18 protein-coding genes are annotated in these 21,692 nt (G+C 38.7%); 7 read left to right on the forward strand and 11 right to left on the reverse strand.

Annotated elements, in window-relative coordinates:
• Positions 1-35 precede the first annotated feature (35 nt).
• Positions 36-1,424, reverse strand: coding sequence for an amidohydrolase family protein (locus A5482_RS10705; RefSeq protein WP_446684762.1), 1,389 nt, complete (start codon positions 1,422-1,424; stop codon positions 36-38).
• A gap of 192 nt (positions 1,425-1,616) precedes the next feature.
• Here A5482_RS10705 and A5482_RS10710 point away from each other — a divergent pair, with 192 nt between their 5' ends.
• The 5 genes from A5482_RS10710 to A5482_RS10730 all read left to right on the forward strand — a co-directional run bounded on the left by A5482_RS10710 (position 1,617) and on the right by A5482_RS10730 (position 6,658).
• Positions 1,617-2,702, forward strand: coding sequence for a hypothetical protein (locus A5482_RS10710; protein WP_069789675.1), 1,086 nt, complete (start codon positions 1,617-1,619; stop codon positions 2,700-2,702).
• A 253-nt stretch (positions 2,703-2,955) separates the two neighbouring features.
• Positions 2,956-3,720: an MlaE family lipid ABC transporter permease subunit gene (locus A5482_RS10715; RefSeq protein ID WP_069789674.1), complete on the forward strand. Its 765-nt coding sequence runs from the start codon at positions 2,956-2,958 to the stop codon at positions 3,718-3,720.
• Between the two features lie 256 nt (positions 3,721-3,976).
• Positions 3,977-4,405 (forward strand): hypothetical protein, encoded by a 429-nt coding sequence (locus A5482_RS10720; protein ID WP_069789673.1) that lies wholly within the window; start codon positions 3,977-3,979, stop codon positions 4,403-4,405.
• 105 nt (positions 4,406-4,510) lie between these two features.
• On the forward strand, positions 4,511-5,296 hold the full coding sequence (locus A5482_RS10725) for an ABC transporter ATP-binding protein (protein ID WP_069789672.1): 786 nt from the start codon (positions 4,511-4,513) through the stop codon (positions 5,294-5,296).
• 15 nt (positions 5,297-5,311) lie between these two features.
• On the forward strand, positions 5,312-6,658 hold the full coding sequence (locus tag A5482_RS10730; protein WP_069789671.1) for an MlaD family protein: 1,347 nt from the start codon (positions 5,312-5,314) through the stop codon (positions 6,656-6,658).
• Between the two features lie 198 nt (positions 6,659-6,856).
• On the opposite strand, the gene moaA is transcribed toward A5482_RS10730, so the two are convergent.
• Positions 6,857-7,843, reverse strand: coding sequence for a GTP 3',8-cyclase MoaA (moaA, locus tag A5482_RS10735; RefSeq protein WP_069789670.1), 987 nt, complete (start codon positions 7,841-7,843; stop codon positions 6,857-6,859).
• A 42-nt stretch (positions 7,844-7,885) separates the two neighbouring features.
• Positions 7,886-8,248 (reverse strand): DUF2237 family protein, encoded by a 363-nt coding sequence (locus A5482_RS10740; protein WP_069789669.1) that lies wholly within the window; start codon positions 8,246-8,248, stop codon positions 7,886-7,888.
• A gap of 138 nt (positions 8,249-8,386) precedes the next feature.
• Here A5482_RS10740 and A5482_RS10745 point away from each other — a divergent pair, with 138 nt between their 5' ends.
• Complete coding sequence (locus A5482_RS10745) at positions 8,387-8,842, forward strand: NUDIX hydrolase (protein WP_069789668.1); 456 nt, start codon at positions 8,387-8,389, stop codon at positions 8,840-8,842.
• A gap of 55 nt (positions 8,843-8,897) precedes the next feature.
• Here the strand turns inward: A5482_RS10745 and A5482_RS10750 are convergent, their stop codons facing one another.
• From A5482_RS10750 to A5482_RS10770, 5 genes are all read right to left on the reverse strand, one after another.
• Positions 8,898-9,521 (reverse strand): TIGR04282 family arsenosugar biosynthesis glycosyltransferase, encoded by a 624-nt coding sequence (locus tag A5482_RS10750; protein WP_069789667.1) that lies wholly within the window; start codon positions 9,519-9,521, stop codon positions 8,898-8,900.
• A gap of 6 nt (positions 9,522-9,527) precedes the next feature.
• Complete coding sequence (locus A5482_RS10755; RefSeq protein ID WP_069789666.1) at positions 9,528-10,937, reverse strand: DUF697 domain-containing protein; 1,410 nt, start codon at positions 10,935-10,937, stop codon at positions 9,528-9,530.
• A gap of 57 nt (positions 10,938-10,994) precedes the next feature.
• Positions 10,995-12,929, reverse strand: a complete 1,935-nt coding sequence (locus A5482_RS10760) for a hypothetical protein (protein WP_069789665.1) — start codon at positions 12,927-12,929, stop codon at positions 10,995-10,997.
• Positions 12,930-13,308: 379 nt separating this feature from the next.
• The gene (nadC, locus tag A5482_RS10765) at positions 13,309-14,154 is read right to left on the reverse strand and encodes a carboxylating nicotinate-nucleotide diphosphorylase (RefSeq protein ID WP_201150032.1); all 846 of its coding nucleotides are present in this window, start codon (positions 14,152-14,154) and stop codon (positions 13,309-13,311) included.
• Positions 14,155-14,394: 240 nt separating this feature from the next.
• Positions 14,395-16,419 (reverse strand): ABC1 kinase family protein, encoded by a 2,025-nt coding sequence (locus A5482_RS10770; RefSeq protein ID WP_069789663.1) that lies wholly within the window; start codon positions 16,417-16,419, stop codon positions 14,395-14,397.
• A 271-nt stretch (positions 16,420-16,690) separates the two neighbouring features.
• On the opposite strand from A5482_RS10770, the gene A5482_RS10775 reads away from it, so the two are divergent.
• Positions 16,691-16,870 carry a hypothetical protein gene (locus tag A5482_RS10775; RefSeq protein WP_141712643.1) on the forward strand — a complete coding sequence of 60 codons (180 nt, stop codon included), beginning with the start codon at positions 16,691-16,693 and terminating at the stop codon, positions 16,868-16,870.
• A gap of 2 nt (positions 16,871-16,872) precedes the next feature.
• Here the strand turns inward: A5482_RS10775 and A5482_RS10780 are convergent, their stop codons facing one another.
• The 3 genes from A5482_RS10780 to A5482_RS10790 form a co-directional block, all read right to left on the reverse strand.
• Positions 16,873-17,898: an aspartate carbamoyltransferase catalytic subunit gene (locus A5482_RS10780; RefSeq protein ID WP_069789661.1), complete on the reverse strand. Its 1,026-nt coding sequence runs from the start codon at positions 17,896-17,898 to the stop codon at positions 16,873-16,875.
• Between the two features lie 290 nt (positions 17,899-18,188).
• Positions 18,189-19,676, reverse strand: coding sequence for an NADH-quinone oxidoreductase subunit M (locus A5482_RS10785; RefSeq protein WP_069789660.1), 1,488 nt, complete (start codon positions 19,674-19,676; stop codon positions 18,189-18,191).
• A 103-nt stretch (positions 19,677-19,779) separates the two neighbouring features.
• Entirely contained in the window at positions 19,780-21,666 is a 1,887-nt protein-coding gene (locus tag A5482_RS10790; protein WP_069789659.1) for an NAD(P)H-quinone oxidoreductase subunit F, read from the reverse strand.
• Positions 21,667-21,692: the final 26 nt, after the last annotated feature.

Consider the following 21,692-nt stretch of genomic DNA (forward strand, 5'->3'; position numbering starts at 1 on the left):
GAACAGGCTTTAAAAGCTACCACCCAAATACCTAACTAACTGAGAGTATTTTTATAAATTTTGCCATCTTTAACGATAACCTTAAATTTGTTGGCATAGTCTCCCATAATAGAAAGATCTTCTAAGGGATTACCATCTACTAAAATTAGGTCAGCATAGGCATCTTTTTCGATTACCCCTAAAGCACCTCCCTTATAAGGATTACGCTCCCCTGATAGTTTCAATAGTTGAGCATTATCATGGGTAATAAGTTTTAGGGCTTCAAAAGGAGTAAACCACTCTGTTAGGTTGACAATATCTTGATTTTGTCTTTGATTACGTTCTGGTACAAATAAATAATCCGTACCCCACGCCAACTTGATATTATATTTTTTTGCCCAATTAAAAGCATTGGTTACCCCTTGTACCACCAAAGTCCTTTTAGCTTTTTGTTCTTCGGTAAAACCGGGGGTTTCTCTTTCCTCAAATACCTGAGCGCTGAGCCAAATATCTTTTTCGGCTAAAATTTTCATGGTGTCTTCGTCCAACAGTTGACCATGTTCGATACATTTTACTCCCGCCTCAATGGCTCGTCGGACGGCTCTGGGGGTGTAGGCATGGACAGTTACGTATGTTCCCCAATCAGCGGCGGCCTCAACGGCGGCTTTCATCTCATCGAGGGTATATTGGGTTACGTCAATGGGATCATAAATGGAAGAAACTCCCCCCCCTGCCATCACTTTGATTTGGGATGCTCCTTGGCGTAGGTTTTCTCTGGTGGCGGTCAGTACGTCATCTCGTCCATCAGCAATAAAGGTGGCTCCCATCTCTTCTCCACGGGATATGGTGCCTCCAAAGCGGCGAGAGCGTTCGTTGAGGGTACGAAAATCACCATGGCCTGATGTCTGGGAAATCATGGCACCACTGGGATAAATGCGAGGGCCTGGGACTTGTCCTTGGTCAATCTTTCTTTTCAATGGAAAAACCGGGCCACCTAAGTCTCGGATGGTGGTAAAACCTCTTAATAACATCTCCTCGGCTTGTACTTCTGCTCTCGCGAAAATGGTTTCTTCGGTGACGTTGGGGGATAAAAGTTCGGGGAGGGTGCTAGATGTAAAGATTAGGTGAACGTGGTTGTCAATCAATCCTGGCATCAAAATCCGACCGTTACCATTAATTCTGGTGAGGTTTGCCCCTGATGGTGGGTTGATTCGGTTGGTGTTAATTTCTTGAATTTTGTTGTCAATCACTAAAACATTGGAGGGGGCAGAAAGTTGTTCTGATTGACCGTTAAAAATACGTACATTTTCAAAGAGAATGCTACTGTTTTGCCCTGAATTTTGAGCCATGATAGTTGATTGGCTCTGGGCTAGGGTTTGTTGGGCTGTAAATGCTAATACAACGGTTAACAATAATCCTATGATTATTTTATAAGGCGATCGCATGGGATCTGGTTCTCCTTTTTTGGTTACATTTTAAGCCTACATTTTTTTTGACTATGAGTATGAATTTTGTTACATGAATTTTATACTTGAGAAACAATTGTTCTCATTTTTGTAATAAACTTTGACTTTTTTCTTTTTTGTCTTTTACACTTACGATTATCTATTTAAAATTTGGTGTTGAGGTCAGTTTCAATGTGCAAAAAAAGTTTGTTGCTATGTCCTTGGGTTATGGTTGGTGGGTTAATGGCGATCGCCCCTTATGCCCAAGCCTCTGAAGTACCGATAAATCCCATCATAGTTGACGGTAATGAGGAAATCATCACTGATTCTGAGAGGGAAATGGAAGACATTACAGTGACTCAAAAAGGAATTGACGCTGGATTTGAATTTACACAAATCAATGCAGACATAAACTTTTTTTGGGATGCAACCATGAAAGAAAATGGACTCGTTAGTCAGAGTGCATCGGATTTGGAAACCGAAGAAACTAGCTCTGCAAATTCTTGGCATTTTCTCGTGCAACCTTCTATTTATGTTCCTTTTACCATTTACGGTGATGCCGCCGCCGGTAGTGTGAATGGTGATTTTTCCCTAGATGCTAGTCAGATCAGAAAAAGCATCAAAGATGACCTCAATTTTGCCTTTTTTGGCAGAGTAAAGGCTTGGAATCCTGATTATCGCTTGGGATTTTTTGCCGATTTTGATTACTTGTCTTCCGATAACAGTGCTTCGGTAACTCGTACTTTGCCCCCTTCCTTTGGCGGTATTCCCATCACCTTAAATGGTGAGGTTGACAGCACATTATGGTCTTTATCTTTGGGGGGGGCTTACCGTTTTTATGATCCATCGAAGGTTAATCCAGAAGGGGTAGAAACGGAATTTGACCTGGGGCGATCGGTTTTTGATGTATTTGGGGGACTGAATATCACTGGGGTTGACCTAGGATTAAACTTTAGTAGCCCTGGTTTGGGTAGGGCCAGTTTTAATGGTGATACAACGGTGGTATCGCCTATTATCGGCGGACGGGCAAGGGTTAATCTTTCTCCTCAGTGGGCATGGGTTACGGGAGGCTCTGTATCTGGTTTTGGCATTAGTGGCTTAACCCAATGGAATCTTGGTACGGGGGTTGATTGGAAATTTTCTGAAGGCAAGACTTCTTTAGGTTTGGGTTATCGCTTTGGCTATACCAGTTATACTTCTAATTTAACTAGATCAACGGATTTTGATGTGAATGTTAACCAAAATGGGCCCTATGTAAATGTTTCTTTTAGGTTTTAACTGACGTTACGCACTCATTTATAAGTTAAGTTTTAACAAGGGGCTTAAGCCCCTTGCCTAACTCCTAGCCCCTTGCCCAACTCCTAGCCCCCTAACCAGCACGTGTACAAACACAATATGAACATCCAACGTTTTTACCATCTTAAACTAATTATATTTTTGCGTAACATCAGTTTCTAACTAAAGACAATTTTGTAGAATACAAGGGGTCATTCGTCTTATAATCAACAACTACCCCCATTGCATCTCCATAATGAATAAACTTTTTCAGCGTATTTCCTCTGCAATTTTTTTAACGGGACAGATTGTAATTCATCTTATCCAATTGAAAGTATATCGTCTCAATACCATCGAGCAAATGTCCTTCGTCGGGCCTGCTTCTTTACCCATTGCCCTGATAACGGCGGCCTTTGTGGGGATGGTATTTACTATTCAAGTGGCACGGGAGTTTATTTATTTTGGAGCCACTAGCGCCGTGGGGGGAGTATTGGCGATCGCCCTTACCCGTGAACTAGCCCCTGTACTAACCGCTGTAGTCTTAGCGGGAAGGGTTGGCAGTGCCTTCGCTGCCGAAATTGGCACGATGAAAGTTTCTGAACAAATTGACGCGCTCCAGATCTTAAAAACAGATCCCGTTGACTATTTAGTGACTCCCAGAGTTTTATCCTGCTTTTTTATGCTCCCTATATTAACGATGTGTTCTTTGGTGGTGGGTATTACGGGAGGATTGATTATTGCGGAGTCTTTGTACGATATTCCTAGTAGGGTTTTTCTTGATTCCATTCGCAACTTTTTAGGTACTTGGGATGTAATTGCTTGTATGATAAAGTCCGCTATTTTTGGGGCTTCCGTAGCCATTATCGGCTGTAACTGGGGTTTAACCACCAGTGGAGGTGCCAAAGGAGTGGGGCAATCTACCACCGCCGCCGTGGTTATTTCTTTGATTACCATTTTTATGTTAAATTTTATTCTCTCTTGGCTTATGTTTCAGGGTACGGGAAGCGCTGTAATAAGTTAGGGGGAACCATTCTCTTCTTTTCTAAAAACATATTAATAGAATAGAATTATTAGAGAGGAAATTATTTTTCTTTAGCTTATTGCACGATAAAACTAAGGGAAGATACTTTCAAGCCTATCAAGAACCTAATAATATTTTTCTGTTTTAACCAAATGTTATCCCTGCATTTTCTAACCCCAAATTGTTAAATGATGCTTTAAGATTGTTAATTAATTTGGCTCAATTTTAAACCAAAACTTAATCAATCTGTAAATGTATGAAAAAAACTATTTTAATCTTGTCTACCCTTAGCTTTTTCCTTATAGGGTGCGATCGCGCTGCCCTCGATGGTTTAAACTTAAAAATCAATGCGGATATTAGGTCAGATTATGATGAACAAACCCAAACCATAGAAAACTCTTCTGACAACAATAATTCTGCCAACTCCCCATCCAATACCAACACTAGCACCAATTCCAATCCTCCTACTTCTTCTAATAATACTAATGCGGTGGATGATTCCGATAGTCCTAGAAGTTTATCTCCCATCGCCCAGTGTAGTAACTCAGATATTACCATGAGAGCGAACCAAGAGTTTTATAGTAGTAGAGGACAAGTTAAATCCATTGACTCTAAAAATGAGGAGGAAATGAAAGCATGGAAGGAAATTCGTGCCAATATTGAAGCAGAATGCCAGAGCAATTGACAATCAAGAATTAACCATGGACAATTAGGATCAATCAATATTTTCTTGTCCACGAAACAAAACCACCTTTTATAATTCATAATTTCTCCTCATTTTTTACCCCTTATGACAGAAAAAGAACCTATTATTAAACTGCGAGGAATCAAAAAATCCTTTGGTAAAAATACAATTTTAGATGGAATCGATCTAGATATTTATCAGGGAGATGCTCTGGTGATTATAGGACCTAGTGGTACGGGAAAATCAACGGTTTTACGAATAATTGCCGGGTTAATGCTTCCTGATGAGGGAGAGATATATATCCATGGGGAAAAGCGAGAGGGGTTAATTGATGATCATGATGATTCTATGGCCATTAGTATGGTGTTTCAACAGGCGGCGTTGTTCGACTCTTTGACGGTGAGGGAGAATGTCGGTTTTTTCCTTTATCAACATTCTCATTTATCAGAGGATAAAATTAGCAGTATTGTGGATCAAAGTCTGGACATGGTGGGTTTACCGGGTAGGGGAGATTTATATCCGGCGGAACTTTCGGGGGGAATGCGAAAAAGGGTCAGTTTTGCTCGGGCGGTTACTTTTAACCCAGATAATCCGTTGCAATGTCCCGAGGTTATTTTATATGATGAACCTACAGCGGGGCTAGATCCCATCGCTTCCACGGTAATTGAAGATTTGGTGACAGATTTAAGAGTATCTAGTGAGGCTTGTAAAACCTATGTTATGGTAAGTCATCAGGAGAGTACAATTCGGAGAACGGGCGATCGCCTCGTATTCTTATATAATGGTAAAGTTCAATGGCAAGGTAAAGTTGGGGAAATTGATACTACTGAGAATGAATTAGTCAGACAATTTTTTAGTGCAAAAAGAGAAGGTCCAATTCAAGTAGTTTAATGAGGTTAGATTAAAATGGCAAGTTCAAGGTTAGTAAGGGAAGGTTCTCTAGGTTTATTTATAATTTTAGGATTTGTGGTATTTGGTGGTGCTATTTTTTTCTTGAGGGGAACCCAGTTTCGTCAACAGAAATATGAGGTTAAACTACAGTTTGACAATGCGGGTGGCTTAAGGGAGGGCGGTAGAGTTTTATATAGAGGGGTAGAAGTAGGTACCATTGAGTCTATCACCCCCAGTACCCAAGGGGTAGAAGTTATTACTCAAGTGGATCAGGATTTAAGAATACCGAAAAATGTTGTGGCTCAAACTACCCAATCTGGTTTGTTAGGGGAAGTTATTGTCACCATCGTACCCGAAGAGCAATTGAGCGCCACGGCTTTAGAAATTGATCCCACCAGCCCTGAATGCCAACAACAGCAAGAACTTTTATGCAGTGGTGATTCTATTCCGGGAGAGTATAGCGGTGATTTGATTGCTAATATGACAAGGCTTAGTACCGTGTTTGCCGAACCTGTTTTTATTAATCAACTTAATGATGCTATAGTTAACATTGCGATCGCCTCTGAAAACGTAGCCGAATTAAGTAGTGAGTTGTCAGAATTTACCAGAAATGCAGGGGATGACATCAACAAACTCTCCTCCGTTGCTGATAGCATCATGACTACCTCAGAATCTTTTAACACCGCCGCCAACAGTGCCACCTCTCAAATCAATAGACTAGCCAACGATTTTAGTCAAACCAACAGAGAAATAAACCAACTCGTCCGCAACACAAACCAACTTATCGAAAGTAACGAATCAAATCTCAATAGCACCATTGCTACCCTCACCGACACAACCCAAGAAGTTGCTACCCTCGTCAGAAACGCCAATGCCGTAGTCACCAAAGTAGATCAAACCGTTGATAGTATTGACGTTGTTAAATTTGGACAAGATATAGAAACAACTATCGCCAACCTCGAACAAGTTACCACCAATTTAACCGCCCTTTCTCAAGAATTAAATAACCCCACAAACCTTGTAGCCCTCCAACAAACCCTCGACTCTGCCAGAGTTACCTTTGCCAATACTGCCAAAATTACCTCAGATATTGACGAATTAACAGGAGATCCCCAATTTAGGCTTAATATGCGTCTCCTTATCGATGGTTTGAGTAATCTTGTATCCTATACCGATGTGTTAGAAAAACAAATCGAACTCGCACAGCTGCTTAATCAAATAGAAGAATTAAATCAAAATCAGTCTCAAAATTCTCCTACAAGAACTTTTAATGTTACCAATGGTCAATTACCTAAAATAATGTCTTCTAATACCAACGAATCCTTAAATAACGTCAACCTAAAAAACATTGATAAAAAATAACTAAGTAGGTTGGCGAAATTAATTATAGCTCTTATTTTATTAAGACTCTTATGAACAAGGGGTTTAAACCCCTTGCCTAAATCGATTTAATTATGCCTACTTACTTATACCAAATCCTAAACTAAGAGTAGACTAATAACTATCATCAACCTCAATGATTTCAAGTAAATACATATACTATCTAAATAGGATTTGGTATTAACCCCCTATTTGAGACATAGTACGACTATAAATATTATTAGTCCCAGATTCTCTTTCCTTAAAATTAATCTCAGGTTTTAATAATAATAAATCCTGTACTTTTTTTTGAATAAAATTAATATTTTTTCCCGTTCTTAAAGCCTTTTTTAAGTTTACCTGTCCAGTCTCATTCAATAAACAAGGACGTAGCCAACCATCAGCGGATAATCTTACCCGATTACAGCGATCGCAAAAACACTCTGACATCTGCGAAATAAAGCCTAAAGTTCCCTTTGCATTGGGTATTTTGAACACATCCGCAGGCCCATTTCCCCTGATATTACTTTCCTCCAAACCCCATTTTGCCCTAATTTGTTGTCTAATTTCCTCCGAGGGAATCCATGCTTTTTTAGTAAATAATTGACTATTTCCAATGGGCATAAATTCAATAAATCTAATGTGCCAATTTTTATTAATAGTCAACTGGGCTAAATCCAAAACTTCGCTATCATTTACCCCCGGAATTACTACCACATTTAACTTAAGAGGATTAAAACCCACGTCATAAGCCCTTTGTATTCCTAACCATGTTTGATGCCATCTACTTTTGCCATGATTACCAATAATTTCATCAAATGTATCTTGATTAAGAGAATCTAAACTAATATTTATTCTCTTTAAACCAGCATCATATAAAGATTGGGCTTGATTAGCTAATAAATATCCATTGGTAGTCAAAGATATATCCCGAGTAGCAGACAAATTATTGATTTCGGCAATAATATCTACTAAATCAGGACGCAATAAAGGCTCTCCCCCCGTAAGTCTAAATTTAGTAAATCCCAAGGGAATAAATACCTGTTTTACTAAGGTTAATAACTCTTGTTTTGTAAGAATATCCTCCGACAAAAGATAGTTTAATTCTTGTTCTTCTGGCATACAATATTGACAGCGAAAATTACACTTATCAATTAAACTAATTCTCAGATAGTCAATGGTATTCATAAAATAGTTTTTTGGGAGGAGAAAATAAACTTTCTCTTATTATTAAATAGAGTGTTCTTGTAACACTTCTAAAGGTACAAATTTTAAGGCTTTTTCGTGGGTAGAAGCTAAAACAATGGGGGGGGCAACTCCTGCTTCTAAGGCTTCTTGCCAACGGGATACACACAAACACCACTTATCCCCTGGTTTTAGCCCCGGAAAGTTGTACATGGGCATGGGGGTAATTAAATCATTGCCTTTATTTTTGCTATATTCCAAAAATTCCGCTGTCACCTGCGCACAGACGACGTGTAAACCAAAGTCTTCTGCCCCTGTATCACAGCAACCGTTACGATAAAATCCTGTCACGGGAGATTGACAACAAATTTCTAGGGATTTTCCTAGTACGTTTTTTGAGTTACTCATTATTAGCTTTTTTTCTGTAGATTTTCTACGGTAATAATGCCATGATAGTTGTTATTATACATTCTTCGCCCTCAGAGCTAATATTCTTCCCTTCCTTTTTTTGCAAGACTTACATTTCTTATATTCTATTTTAGAATTATGTCATCAAATATGGTTCAAGTAGCGTGCTGCGCAGCAGATCCCTTTGGGATCGCAATTATTTACCAAAACAATAAATATTTACTGCAATTGAGAGACAATATTCCTACCATAGTTTATCCCGGATGTTGGGGGTTATTTGGGGGACATATCGAAAAAGGAGAAACCCCAGAAAAGGCTTTAGTAAGAGAGATAAAGGAAGAAATTGATTATGATGTGGTCAACTTTTCTAAATTTGGCAACTATGAAGATAATAAAGTAATTCGTCATGTTTTCCAATTTCCCCTCACTGTTGATATTAGTCGATTAACCCTCCAAGAAGGGTGGGATTTTGCCTTAGTTTCTGCTGATGCCATAAGAAAAGGAAAAATTTATTCCCATAAAGCCAATCAGATTCAACCTTTAGGAGACATTCACCACAAAATATTACTAGATTATGTAAAACTTTTTGAATAATTCTATGTTGTAAGTTAAATTAAACCATAAAACCTCAAGTGTGCTTTACTAAAAGTTACATTCTAAGTATATTTTCAATATTTTCAGGTAAATTAACTAAATCTTCTGGTCTATCTATATCAGCTAAGATGGGTAAATTAAATATAGATAAGTTATAGTGTTTAGCAATATTTAGAGTATCTTGATAAATGGTATTAGTTCCCCATTTCATATTTTTAAATAAATATTTTACAGGCTCTTTTAAACCTATTAAATAATAACCTCCGTCTTTAGCTTCTCCGATTACTAAATCATGATTGTCCATAGCTAAAAATGCTTTTTCTAAAATATCTACTGTTAATGATTGACAGTCAATACCGATAATAACAACGGGCATTTTAGTAATGTTAAAATTAGACTCTATGGCGGAGAACATCTTTTCTCCCAAATCTCCTTCTCCTTGGGGAATAAACTCCCATTTATCGCCTAACCATTCTTCCATTAAAGTTTGATTTCCCCCTGCATAATATATTTTTACTTTAATATTAAGATCAAGTTTTTCGGCTTTTTTAAGGGTATTTTCTGTCATCAATTTTTGGATTTTAGCAGCTTTTTCAGCACCAATAGCAGGGATTAATCTAGTTTTTGTTTTCCCTTTTTCTGGATAGCGAGTAAAAATAATTAATGTTTTTTCTGACATTTTAAGTTATGCTTTCTGCCACCCTAGTTTTTGGGTAGTTTGCTTAATAAAGTTGTTTAAAAATGCTTGTTTTTGATTTTCCTTGAATACTTTTTCTATCTTATTTTTAATAATATTTAAGTTAAATTTAGAACTGTTTTCTTCTATGGTAATATCCTGTTGTTCTAAATATTCAATTAGGCTAAGACTACAAATTCGGGTCAAATAAGCGGCGCTGATGCCTTGAATCACTCCCCCTGCAATGTAGGTAATAGTATTAGTTTTTAGGATAGTGGCGATCGCCTGGGAGGACAATTCCACAATACCTAATTTCATCATTAATTTAGCTAATTCTAAAGATATTTGTTTGCCTTGATTGAGGGTTATTTTTTGTTGATAAATACTGCCTAAATCGATAATCATTTGAGTGTTAATGGCACCCACCGCAAGAAGATCTAAACTAGCAACGGGATTGGCAAAGGTGGCTGATGCGGCTATCCACTGATACTTTTCAACTATGGGTAAAGCCTTTTGTTTTCTGATGATGTTGAGTTGTTGATGTATTTCTTTTTTTAGTCCTAATAATTGTCTATAGGTAGTGGCTAAAAATAAATCTTTTTGATGATTTTCTAGGGTTTGTGAGAGAGAATTAATAAGATTATCGCATTGAGGTTTGATGCTTTCTTGCCATTCTTGATAATTGTCTTTATCTTGATATTTTTTAACTTTAATTACTTCGCTTTTTGTAGAGATAATAAGAATTTCTGTGGGGTCAATTATTCCTTTTATTCTTGTTTCTAGTTGCTTTTGGATGATTTCTTTTTCTTCGGGTAAATTATAGTCAGATTGATTAAATACTAGGATAGTTTTTTGTTGCTTTATGATTAATTTTTGGATTATTTCTTTTTCTGATTCCGTCAAATCCCCTTGAACTACAAATAAAATGAGGTCATGATTAAAAAGTAGATGATCAAATTTTTGAGCATTGAGGGAGGATGGAGTAAAGGTTGCAAATTGACAGTTATTATTTTTTATCTCCTTTTCGAGAATATTTTTCAGGCATTCGCTATTTAATTTATGGTTACTAACGATCGCAACTTGGGCTATGGTACGATTAGTTTCGATAATCTCATTAAGCCTTTGAGCAAAAGGAGTTTCAGAAGATTCCGATTCCTGAGCAAAAATAGTAATTAATTTTTTTACCTGAGCTAAACTCCGAGCGAAAATTTCTGGGGTAACAGGATTAAAAACCACTGGAAGATTATCTTCTTTGCCCTGAGGATTGAATAACCAAAAAAAACCACTAACTAAAATTAAGCCCCAAAAACTGTACTCCCCTAGATGGGGAAAAGAGAGAGAAATTTTTTGCCAGAAAAAAATAAGGAAAGAAAGCCCAACACCAGAAATTAAAATTGGTTTTTTAATGGAAATACTCATAACAAAAAAGAAATAAGAGACAAAATTATCATAAAATTTTTCTCCCCCCTTGTCATCTTAAAAACTGGTTTGCTCTAAAGTTGGCTCTGGAGAAATTTCTGTATCTGGGGTAATGGGCGTTGATTCTTGGTCAGAATCATTATTAGGGGGAGTTATATTACGGGGGTCAACATTATTAGGGGGATTGGTGGGAGTTCTACGGGGGGCAGGAGGAGGGGCTAAACGGGCGCGCCACTGCTGAATATCTCGACGGGCGGCATTGTAAGCTGAGGTGCCAGAAGGAATCATGTCGGCGATATTTATAGCTTCTTGTAAAGAGTTGGTGCGTCTAGCGATGGCTAAAAGTTGCTCAGACCAACTGTTAACCGCATTTCGTCCTTGGGCAGAAACATCGGTGGAGGAAGGTATGCGACGGGCGATGGTAATGGCACGGGAGAGGGATTGAGCATCTCTATTTTGGGCAATTTGAGAGGCTTCGTTAAAGTTTTGTCGGGCCGTAATTTCTCGGCGCCATGTGCGAATCCTTGACTGAGCTTCGGAGTGTAGGGAGCGATTGCTACCGATGGCACTGGCTACGTTAATGGCTTCTTGGTATCTATTTTGGCTACCGAGGGAAATGGCTCGATCTAGGGTGGGTTGATCTTCTACCCTTTGAATATTACCTCTCCACTGGGCGATGAGGTTTCGGGCTTCACTGTGCAAGGCTCGGTTGGCTTCAATCATCTGGGCTTGGGCGATCGCCTCTTGCCACCCACTGACGGTATTACGAGAAGCCAATTCCCTTGCTCGATTGAGGTAGGGTTGATCTTCTTTAACTTGAATTTCCCTTCTCCATTTTCTAATTTCCTGTTGGGCTTCGGAGTGTAAGGGATTTTCATTACTGATAAATTCGGCTCGGGCGATGGCCTGTTGTAAACTATCAACATTACCAGGTTTTGCCAAATCTTTGGCTTCGGTAAGGTAAATCAGATCCTCTTTTTGTAAGGTCCAACGATTTTTTAATTTTCTGGTTTCGGCATAAACCCCACTGCTAGAGGAGATTTTATCTAGTTGAGAGATGGCTAGATTTAGACCTGATACAGTGTTTAGGTTGGCGTTTCTTCCCGCACTAGCTAAATTTGACCAATCATCGGCTTTGTCTCGTATGGGGCTACTCCGAGGTATTTGACGGGCGATAGTGCTAACTTCTGCCCAGTTACGATCATCAATTAAATCTTTAACAATATCGATAATTTGTCCTTCTGCATCCCTTGCTAATTCTGTGGCACGATCATAGGAAAAACTAGATTTAGAAATTCGAGAGGCAATTTCAATGGTTTTGATTAAGTTATCTATTCCCCCCCTATTGATAGAAGCAAAGGCTTCGTCTAACTCGCTACTTTCTTCTTGGGCAAGGGTAATGGTTTGTACCATTTCATCATATTGGGTGCTACTCCAATAAGCGTTGTCTAATTCTAATAATTGTACAGTGGCTAAAAAGGCTTGATTCCACTGCCCACGGCGCAATTTTTCTTCGATGTCCGCCACGATACTTTCTCCTTCTTCCCAAACACTTTGCCATTCTTCTATTTTTTGGGAGATTAAGTCTTCGTTGGCTTCACGGGTGGGGATTTTTTCAGCAATGGCGATCGCCTCTTCCAACTCCCCTTGGTGATATTTTTCCTGTGCAATGGCTAAAATGCGATCGGACCAGGTGGTAATGTAGCGATCTACCTCACTAATGAGAGGATGATCTTCTGGTAAGTTAGAAATTAAATCAATGGCTCCCAAAAAACCTTCCACCGTATCTTCTTCTGCTCGTAGCTGAGCGCAATACAAGCGATTAGTTGCTGAACTAAATAACAAAGACAAATTATTACAACTGTTATTAGTTGGTAATCTTAGTAACATGGCGGTAGCCGCAAAACCTACCCCTCCAAAAAAAAGTACCAAGAAGACAGATATTATTTGCCAGGAAAACAAATTGTTTTTGTTATCAGTTTTTGTCGTCATAGTTTGACTAGATTAATAATTGAAATAGTGTATTAAAATTTATCCTTATCAGGTCAAGATTAACTTTTTTTCTATATGTAAAATATATTGGGGATCATTCGCCTTGAGAGCATCGTCCTTAAAATTCAATTGATATAAAAAATACTTTTATGAAGATATTTTAACATGGGAATTAAAATAAATAGTGACAAGGTCTAAATCTTTACTAGGGGCATTGTTAAGTTTAGAGATCTGCTCTTTAGTTTGGGTGAGGAGTGATAACAATATTAGAGTTGTTGCGAAATAGGTTTTTTACAGAATTCAGTCTTTATTTGATAAGGGTTTGACATACGCAGATATTTAATTCGCAACAAGTCTATTTTAAATATTTATTGAATGTTTAGAATTTCATGCTTAAATCTAGCCATGGTGCTTTGGTAATGGTGGCACTGGTGGAGATAAAATCAATTCTTGTCTCGGCCACTTGGGCGATATTATCAAGAGTAATGTTACCCGATGCTTCTATTTTTATTCTCTCATTAGCCTGTCTGATAATGTTTACCGCCTCAATCATTTTGGGAATGGCCATATTATCTAACATGATAATGTCTGCTTGATGATCGATCGCCTCTTGGACTTGCTCTAGGGTATTCGTTTCCACTTCAATGGTAAGAGGGTAAGGTATATTACCACGAATAAGGGCGATCGCCCTTGCAATACTCCCCGCCGCTTCGATATGATTATCTTTGATCATCACCGCATCATCTAAACCCATACGATGATTTAAAGCACCCCCCACCTGAGTGGCATATTTTTCCAAAATTCTGAGGCCTGGAGTAGTTTTACGGGTATCCACCAACTGAGTCGGAAAATCGGCAATGGCTTCCACATACTTCCTCGTCATTGTCGCAACACCGCTAAGGTGCATCACCAAATTTAATGCAACCCTTTCTCCTGTCAATAAACCATCCATTTCTCCATCCATTTCTACCAAAATAGTACCAGAAGAATAATATTCGCCTTCTTTCACTTTCTCAGAAAAAATAACCTTTTCATCTAATAGTTGAAATACTTGTTTGGCTATGGGTAAACCTGCAATTACTCCATTTTCTTTCAATAACCAGTGGGCTTTTTGATACTTATTTTCATCCGTAAAAATAGCGTTTGTAGTGCGATCGCCCCTACCAATATCCTCTAATAACCAACCTCGTAACAAAGGTTCTAAAATTAACTTTGAAGGTAAAATTGCCATAAAATAATATTTTGTATAAATAAAAAAAGTAGTCTCCCCTTTGTGAACAAGGGGGCATTTAATCTAAAAAGATGAAAACGCCATAAACTTTGTTAAATAAAGAATATAGCGTTTCATTAGGTTCGAGTTAAAGAAAGAGTAAAAAACATTCAGATTCTTAATCTACAATCATAAAAACCATACCCTATTCCTCACCCCAACACATAATCATTAGTAAATTGATGCAACGAACAACTATCTCATCGCCGCCACAGGTAAAGACAACTGGTCTTTTTTACTAGGACTCTTACCATTACCATTATTATTAGAATTATTATCCAATAATAAATTACGAATCAATCTTGCCGTAGCCTTTTGAGCCAAACCCCCAGCAATTTGTTGACCCAATTTTTGAGTCTCAGAATTTTGTAAAATCTTCGTAATAATCGGTACCAACTTCATAGGATCATAACCATCAGTTTCCTGTAAAATTTCGATAATATTCTGTAAATGTTCCATAGATTGACTATCCACCGAACCATTATTCATTACCGCAGGACGTTGAGGAGAATCCCAACCCACAACCCGACTCACCGAACTAGAAATATTAAACCATGTTTTTTGTCCCATCTTATCAAGATAATTAACAATTTCAGTGGCTAATCTTTCCCTGATAAATTTACCTCTTTCAGAAAGTAAATATTCCATACCCTGATTCATCACCCTATCAAAGTCATAATCAGGAGAATCTTTGGCATTACGCAACAAATTTTCTAAACGATTCCAACGGAAACTACCATCTTTAAACAGTAAATCCCTTAAACTAGCCTGTAATTGCTCAGATTGATCCGTTAACAACCTTTTGGCCACATAGGGATAAGCCTTACTCAATACCTTAAACTCAGGGTCAATATTAATAGCAATCCCTTCCAATGTCACCATAGAACGAATAATCAAAGCATAATAGGCAGGAACACGAAAAGGAAACTCATACATCATCGCCGACATTTCATCGGTAATCTTTTTGAAATTTAACTCCGCTACACTAGCCCCCAAAGCATTATTAAAAACTTCCGCTAAGGCAGGTATAATGGGCGTTAAGTCCGTTTCTGGGGTCAAAAAGTCTAAATTAACATAATCTTGAGCTAATCCATCAAAATCACGATTGACAAGGTGAACCACCGCCTCAATTAACCCATATCTTTGGTAAGGCTTAATATTACTCATCATCCCAAAATCGAGATATGCCAATCTACCATCCCCCATGGCCAAAAGGTTACCAGGGTGAGGATCTGCATGGAAGAACCCATGTTCTAGTAATTGTCTCAAAGAGCATTGCACTCCCACCTCTACCAAATGGGTAGCATCGATACCTTGAGCTTGGATTTTCTCAATATCCGTTAACTTAGTACCCTCAATCCATTCCATGGTCAATACCCTTCTGCCAGTATATTCCCAATAGATTTTTGGCACATAAATCTCCTCTAAATGACCATATAAATCTTTAAATTTCGAGGCATTTTCCCCCTCCTTCATATAGTTCATTTCTTCAAAAATTCTGGCGGCTAATTCATCGGTAATAGCGACTAAATCCGAGCGAATGCGCTTCACATTTTCTTTTACCCATGTAGCAATGCTACGCATGATGTATATATCAAGGGTAATTCTTCTCACCAAATCAGGACGCTGTACCTTAATAGCAACTTCTTCCCCTGTCTTTAATCTGCCACGATATACCTGCCCCAAGGAAGCTGCCGCAATAGGATTTGGAGTTATTTCTTGATATACTTCCTCTGGTTTGGAGCCTAATTCTTCTTCAATAAACTGATAGGCGATTTCATTAGGAAAAGGGGGAAGTTGATCTTGTAAACTGGTTAATTCTTCTAAATAAGCAGGAGACACCAAATCGGGGCGAGTGGAGAGGGCTTGACCAATTTTGATATAGGCAGGACCTAGTCTGGTTAAGATTTTTCTTAGTTTTTCTGCCTGTTTTTTCTGGTTTTTTTTCGATGTACCCAAAAGGGAATGCCACCAGTTAGTCAGCATGAATGATGCAAAGGGAAAAGAAATATTGATTAATCGACCTAATACTTGTAAAGGTTTGCCCCGATAATACTTGATAATAGTATCCGGATTATATTCCCAATCTTCGGGGGAGATGTCTGGAATTGGGCCTAAATTTTCCTGATGTGTCTTGGGAGTGGCAACAATTTCTGACGGGACATCAATTATCTTTTCTTCTTGATTAGATAATGGTTGGGAGGAAGTAGTTTGAGTCATGAGATCCGTACTATATTATTTAGTATCTGGGGTTGTTAGTCATTGTAACAATATCTTAACATTTTTCTCACTATTCGCCCGAATGCTTAATGGAGGGAAATTTGTAATTGACACGAGTGGATAACTTAAGACGTTGTTTTGGGCATCATATATTTAGAGAGTTTTTGATGATGTCCCTATAGTAGTAAAAGCAATGAAAAAATTTATTAGTAATATAACCAGTTTTTGTTTTCAAAATATGCTTTTTTTGCTCAGGACTAGCCCTTTATTATTGATCGTTTTTATCGCTTTTGGAGATCAATTTTTACCTGAGCCGTTGAGTAAGACAAGTTATAATCTCCGTAAATCTATCACCAGCGCGTTATCTATCGAAGAAAAATCCGATGTTTTGGATAATAGCAAATATAATAACAGACGTGGCGATAAGATTGTCGAAGAACTTTCTCGATAATTTTAATTGGTAGATAATATTTGAGGGCTAAGTTCTTGTTTTAAGTTACCAATAAGATATAGTAAAGCCATCCTCACGGCTACTCCGCTAGTAACTTGGTCAGAAATCAAGCTGAGTCTTTCATCGTCCATTAAGTCTGAACTTATTTCTACTCCTCGGTTTACAGGGCCTGGGTGTAATACTTTAACTTCTGGATTACACCATAAGAGGCGATCGCGCGTAATCCCAAATAATTGATGATATTCCCTTAAACTAGGTAATAAATAATCTGCCATACGCTCTTTTTGTAGCCTTAAAGTCATCACAAAATCAGCATTTTCAAGGGCTGGTTTAATGTGCCAATGAATAAATAAACGATCCCTATATTCAGGTTTAACCGTGTCAGCAAATAGGTGGGGTAAAAGGGTTGGAGGGGCGCAAAGATGCAATTGTACCCCTGAAGCCAACAGACTGTTAATATTAGAACGAGCTACCCGAGAATGGATTATATCCCCCACAATGGCAATTTTTTTTCCTTCTAACAGGGCGGTGCGAGGATTTTTTGGATCTAATAAATTACAGATAGTAAATAAGTCTAATAACCCTTGGGAGGGATGTTGGTGTAAGCCATCCCCCGCATTAAAAATACTTACCCCCGTTTTTAGTCGATCCATTTCTTGGGCAATGTTTAAAGGTACTCCCGATTGACTGTGACGAATTACCATGATATTCGCCCCCATGGCCAAATAGGTTTTGGCAGTATCAAGGATGGTTTCCCCTTTGGTGAGGGATGACGAGCTTGGGGCGAAGTTAAGAATATCCGCCGATAATCTCTTAGCTGCCAACTCAAAACTGCTACGGGTACGGGTGGAAGGCTCAAAAAACATATTCGCTACCACTTGCCCCTGTAGGGCTGGAACTTTTTTAGTTCTGCTTTTTAGCACATCTCGAAAACTAGCAGCGGTGGTTAAAACGGTGTCATATTCTTCCTGGGTAAAGTCTTCGAGGGAAATAATATGTTTTTTTGTCCAGTGGGTTGTGGTAGTCATAATTTTGAGTTTTTGTTGATGTTGTGGGTGTAGGTAGGGAATAGAGAATCGGCAATGGTTGTGTATTTCTCCAAATTTATGGGCAGAGGTGATTCATTCTAAATTGTCCAGTTAAGGCAGAAAGGAAGCAAGGGGCTTAAGCCCCTTGTTAAAAAAGTAGGCTTTTTTGTATCTCTACTTTGAATCATCCGTGCTGGGGGGAGACAGGGGGGCTTATACCGTTGGATTTTGCCCCTAAATCCCTCAATTCTGGGGGGCTTTCTATTATCCATTCTCAATTATCAATGGTTTTAACTATTAATTTGTTGCTCAACAACAATTTGATTACCATAAAGAATTACCGAGGCTTCGGTTTTACACCATCTCAGCATCCAATCTGGTTGTAAGCCAAAGATGATAATAAGTATGGCAAGGGCGATCGCAGGTATTCGCTCAGACCACATCACACGGGGCAAACTAGCCAACTCAACAGTTAAACGACCAAAAAAGACTCGATTAACCATTAATAGGAAGTAAACAGCCGTTAAACCCGTTCCCACTAAACATAATAGGGTAGGTATGGGAAAAATGGGAAAACTGCCCCGAAATACCAAAAATTCGGCGATAAAACCAATCATTCCTGGAATTCCGGAACTAGCCATCACCGCCAAAATCATCAAACTACCCGTTACAGGCAATCCCCTTTCAGGATTCAATAAACCACTGAGATAGTTTACATCACGGCTACCCGTTTTCTTGTACACGATACCCACCAAGATAAACAACAGGGCGGAAATTAAACCATGGCTTACCATCTGTAAAATGGAGGCTTCTAAACTTAAACGAGTGGTGGCAGCCGCCCCCAATAAAACATAAGCCATGTGGGCGATAGAAGAATAAGCAACTACCTTTTTCATGTCCTTCTGGGCGATCGCACAGGATGCTCCATAAAGGGCGCTAATGGCGGCCAAAAAGGCTAGATATGGAGCTAGTACCAGCCAACCATCACGAAATAAACCAACCCCAAATCTGAGTAAACCATAGGTTCCTAATTTCAACAACACCCCTGCCAACAACACCGATACGGGGGTACTGGCTTCCACGTGGGCATCGGGCAACCAAGTATGAAAAGGGAAAATAGGAATTTTAATAAATAAACCAATCAACAAAGGAATTAACAGTAATACCTGACTAGCCACGGGAATAGAATGGGATTTTAAAGGCTCAAACGCAAAAGTTGATTCTCCACTCAACCACACTAAACCAAGGAAAGAAACTAATACTAAAAATCCAGATAATACGGTGTAAAGTAAAAACTTCATCGCCGCATAACCCTTTCTTTGTCCTCCCCAAATAGCAATTAAGAAATATAGAGGAGCAACTTCCACCTCATAGAAAAGGAAAAATAGTAATAAATTTTGTGCGAGAAATGCACCCATTACCCCAGCACTAAGTAACAAAACTAAAGAATAATAAAGTCTCGGACGGGGTAAATCTTTGGGGGTGATATAAATTGCTGTTAAAGTTAAAAAACTATTCAGACAAATAAGAGGAAAAGATAGACCATCTAAACCCAAATCATAGCTAAGTCCTAGCCAATCCAACCACTGATAATGCTCTGTAAACTGTAAACTGAAAGTATCAGTTCTAAAATTAAAAGCAATATATAAATTAACCACAAGGGTAATTATCGCAAACACTAAAGCGATATTACGATAGATATTAGGGTTTTTATTTTTGGGTAAAAAGCCCACCACTAAGCCCCCTAATACTGAAATCCAAATTAACAAACTCAGCATTTTTTTAAAAGTAAATAATCATAAATTTTTTCTTACAAGGAGCTTAAGCCCCTTGCCCAAAACCAACGCCAGATCAACAAGTACGGTGGGCATTGCTCACCAACTAAAAATTCCAATAACTAAGAATATTACCCCATTGACCACTCACAATTGACCACATCAAAAGACTTACCCCCACTAAGATGGTAAGGACATAAAACTGAGATTGTCCAGAAGTGTTGTACTTTAATGCGTTACCGCTAAAAATAGCGAATAAACTAACCAAGTTTACCGCCCCATCAACTACATAACGATCAAACCATGTCGTTAGACGAGATAAGGCAGTGACAAAAGCCACCACGGTATATTGATAAATTTTGTCTAAATAGAAGTCGTAGGCCAGTAAATCTTGGGTAAAACGGACAAACTTGTTTAAAGGACGATCCCATAATCGATGTAGTGGTAAAGTAAAACCAACAATGACTCCCACCGCCCCAGAAATAATTAATGCGGGAATGGCAAAAGTCAATACCTGACTATTATTATTCGTTAGGGGAGATATGGGGCTTAACCATAGAGAGTATTTAATAGGAATTAAAGGACTTAGTAAGGTGAAAATTGTTAATGTCACCATGGGTAAAGCCATGGACCAAATAACCTCTGGCGCTCTTTTTGTTTTCGGTTGGGTTTGTCCTAGGAAAACAAGACGAAATACACGGGTGAAGTTAAGGGCATTAATTAGATTTACCGTTAACAAAATTCCCAATAACCACCAAGGGACATCTAATCTGCCGTCAAACCAACGGGAAAGGGTGAAAAACATTCCTAGGGGTAATAAGCCCACAATTCCTGCACTACCAGTCATAAAGGCGATCGTTGTTGCGGGCATTTTTGACCATAATCCCCCCAACTCAGTAATATTTTGAGCCGTGGTAGTAAGAATCACCGAAGCCGCACTCATGAACAATAAAGCCTTGGCAATGCCATGGGTTAAGACAATCAGAAAAGCAATATCTACATGACCCAAACCCACTGCAATAAATGCTAAACCTAAATAGGCACTGGTAGAATGGGATAAAGTTCGCTTTAAATCGACCTGTGCCAAGGCAATTAACGAACCACCAATGGCAGTAATAGCACCGATAATAATTAAAGCATCCGCCGATACAGGAGAGAGAGTAAAAACAGGCTCTAACTTAATCAATACATAAGCCCCCGCCGAAACTACCACGGAATTTCGGAGAATACTAGCAGGGCTAGGCCCTTCCATTCCTTCATCTAACCATAGGTTAAGGGGAAATTGAGCGCACTTACCCGTAGGCCCAGCAATAAGAGATAAACCCAACAAAGCGGCGGTAAAATCAGATAAAGGATGATCAGCCGCCCAAGTGGTTAACTCAGAAAAAGTCAACCCTGCCCCATAGCTAGAGAGGGCAACTAATCCCATTAAAAGAATAATATCTCCCACTCTTTTAGTAAGAAAAGCATCTCTGGCCGCTGTAACGACGAGGGGTTGAGCATACCAAAAACCCACTAATAAATAGGTAGAAAGGGTTAATAGTTCTAATAAGCCATAGCTAAGGAGTAAAGAATCACTTAGGGCTATACCGCCGATAGCTGCCTCAAAGAAACTCATGATACCGAAAAATCTAGCCAAAGACCAATCTTTCTCCATATAACCGATCGCAAATACCTGTGCCAATAAGCTGATTAATGTAACCAAACTCAGGGCAGTCATGCTAATCTGAGAGACTTCCACCGCAAAAGATAAATCTAAATCAGCGATGGTAAACCAAGGAAAATTTAAATTAAAAGAATCATGGTTTAAAACATAATTAAAAGCCACACTACCATGAATAAATGATAGTAAAGTCATCAAAATATTTATATAAGCCGCCGGTCGTGGCCCTGTGCGACGCACAAACCCTAAAGCCCAAGGAAGGGTAAATAATGCCCCAAGTAAACTATAAAAAGGTACTAACCATACATATCTAACCAGAAATTCTGTCATCACCTTGAATTTTTCTTATCTGCAAC

The organism is Cyanobacterium sp. IPPAS B-1200, from assembly GCF_001747005.2.
Classification (GTDB): domain Bacteria; phylum Cyanobacteriota; class Cyanobacteriia; order Cyanobacteriales; family Cyanobacteriaceae; genus Cyanobacterium.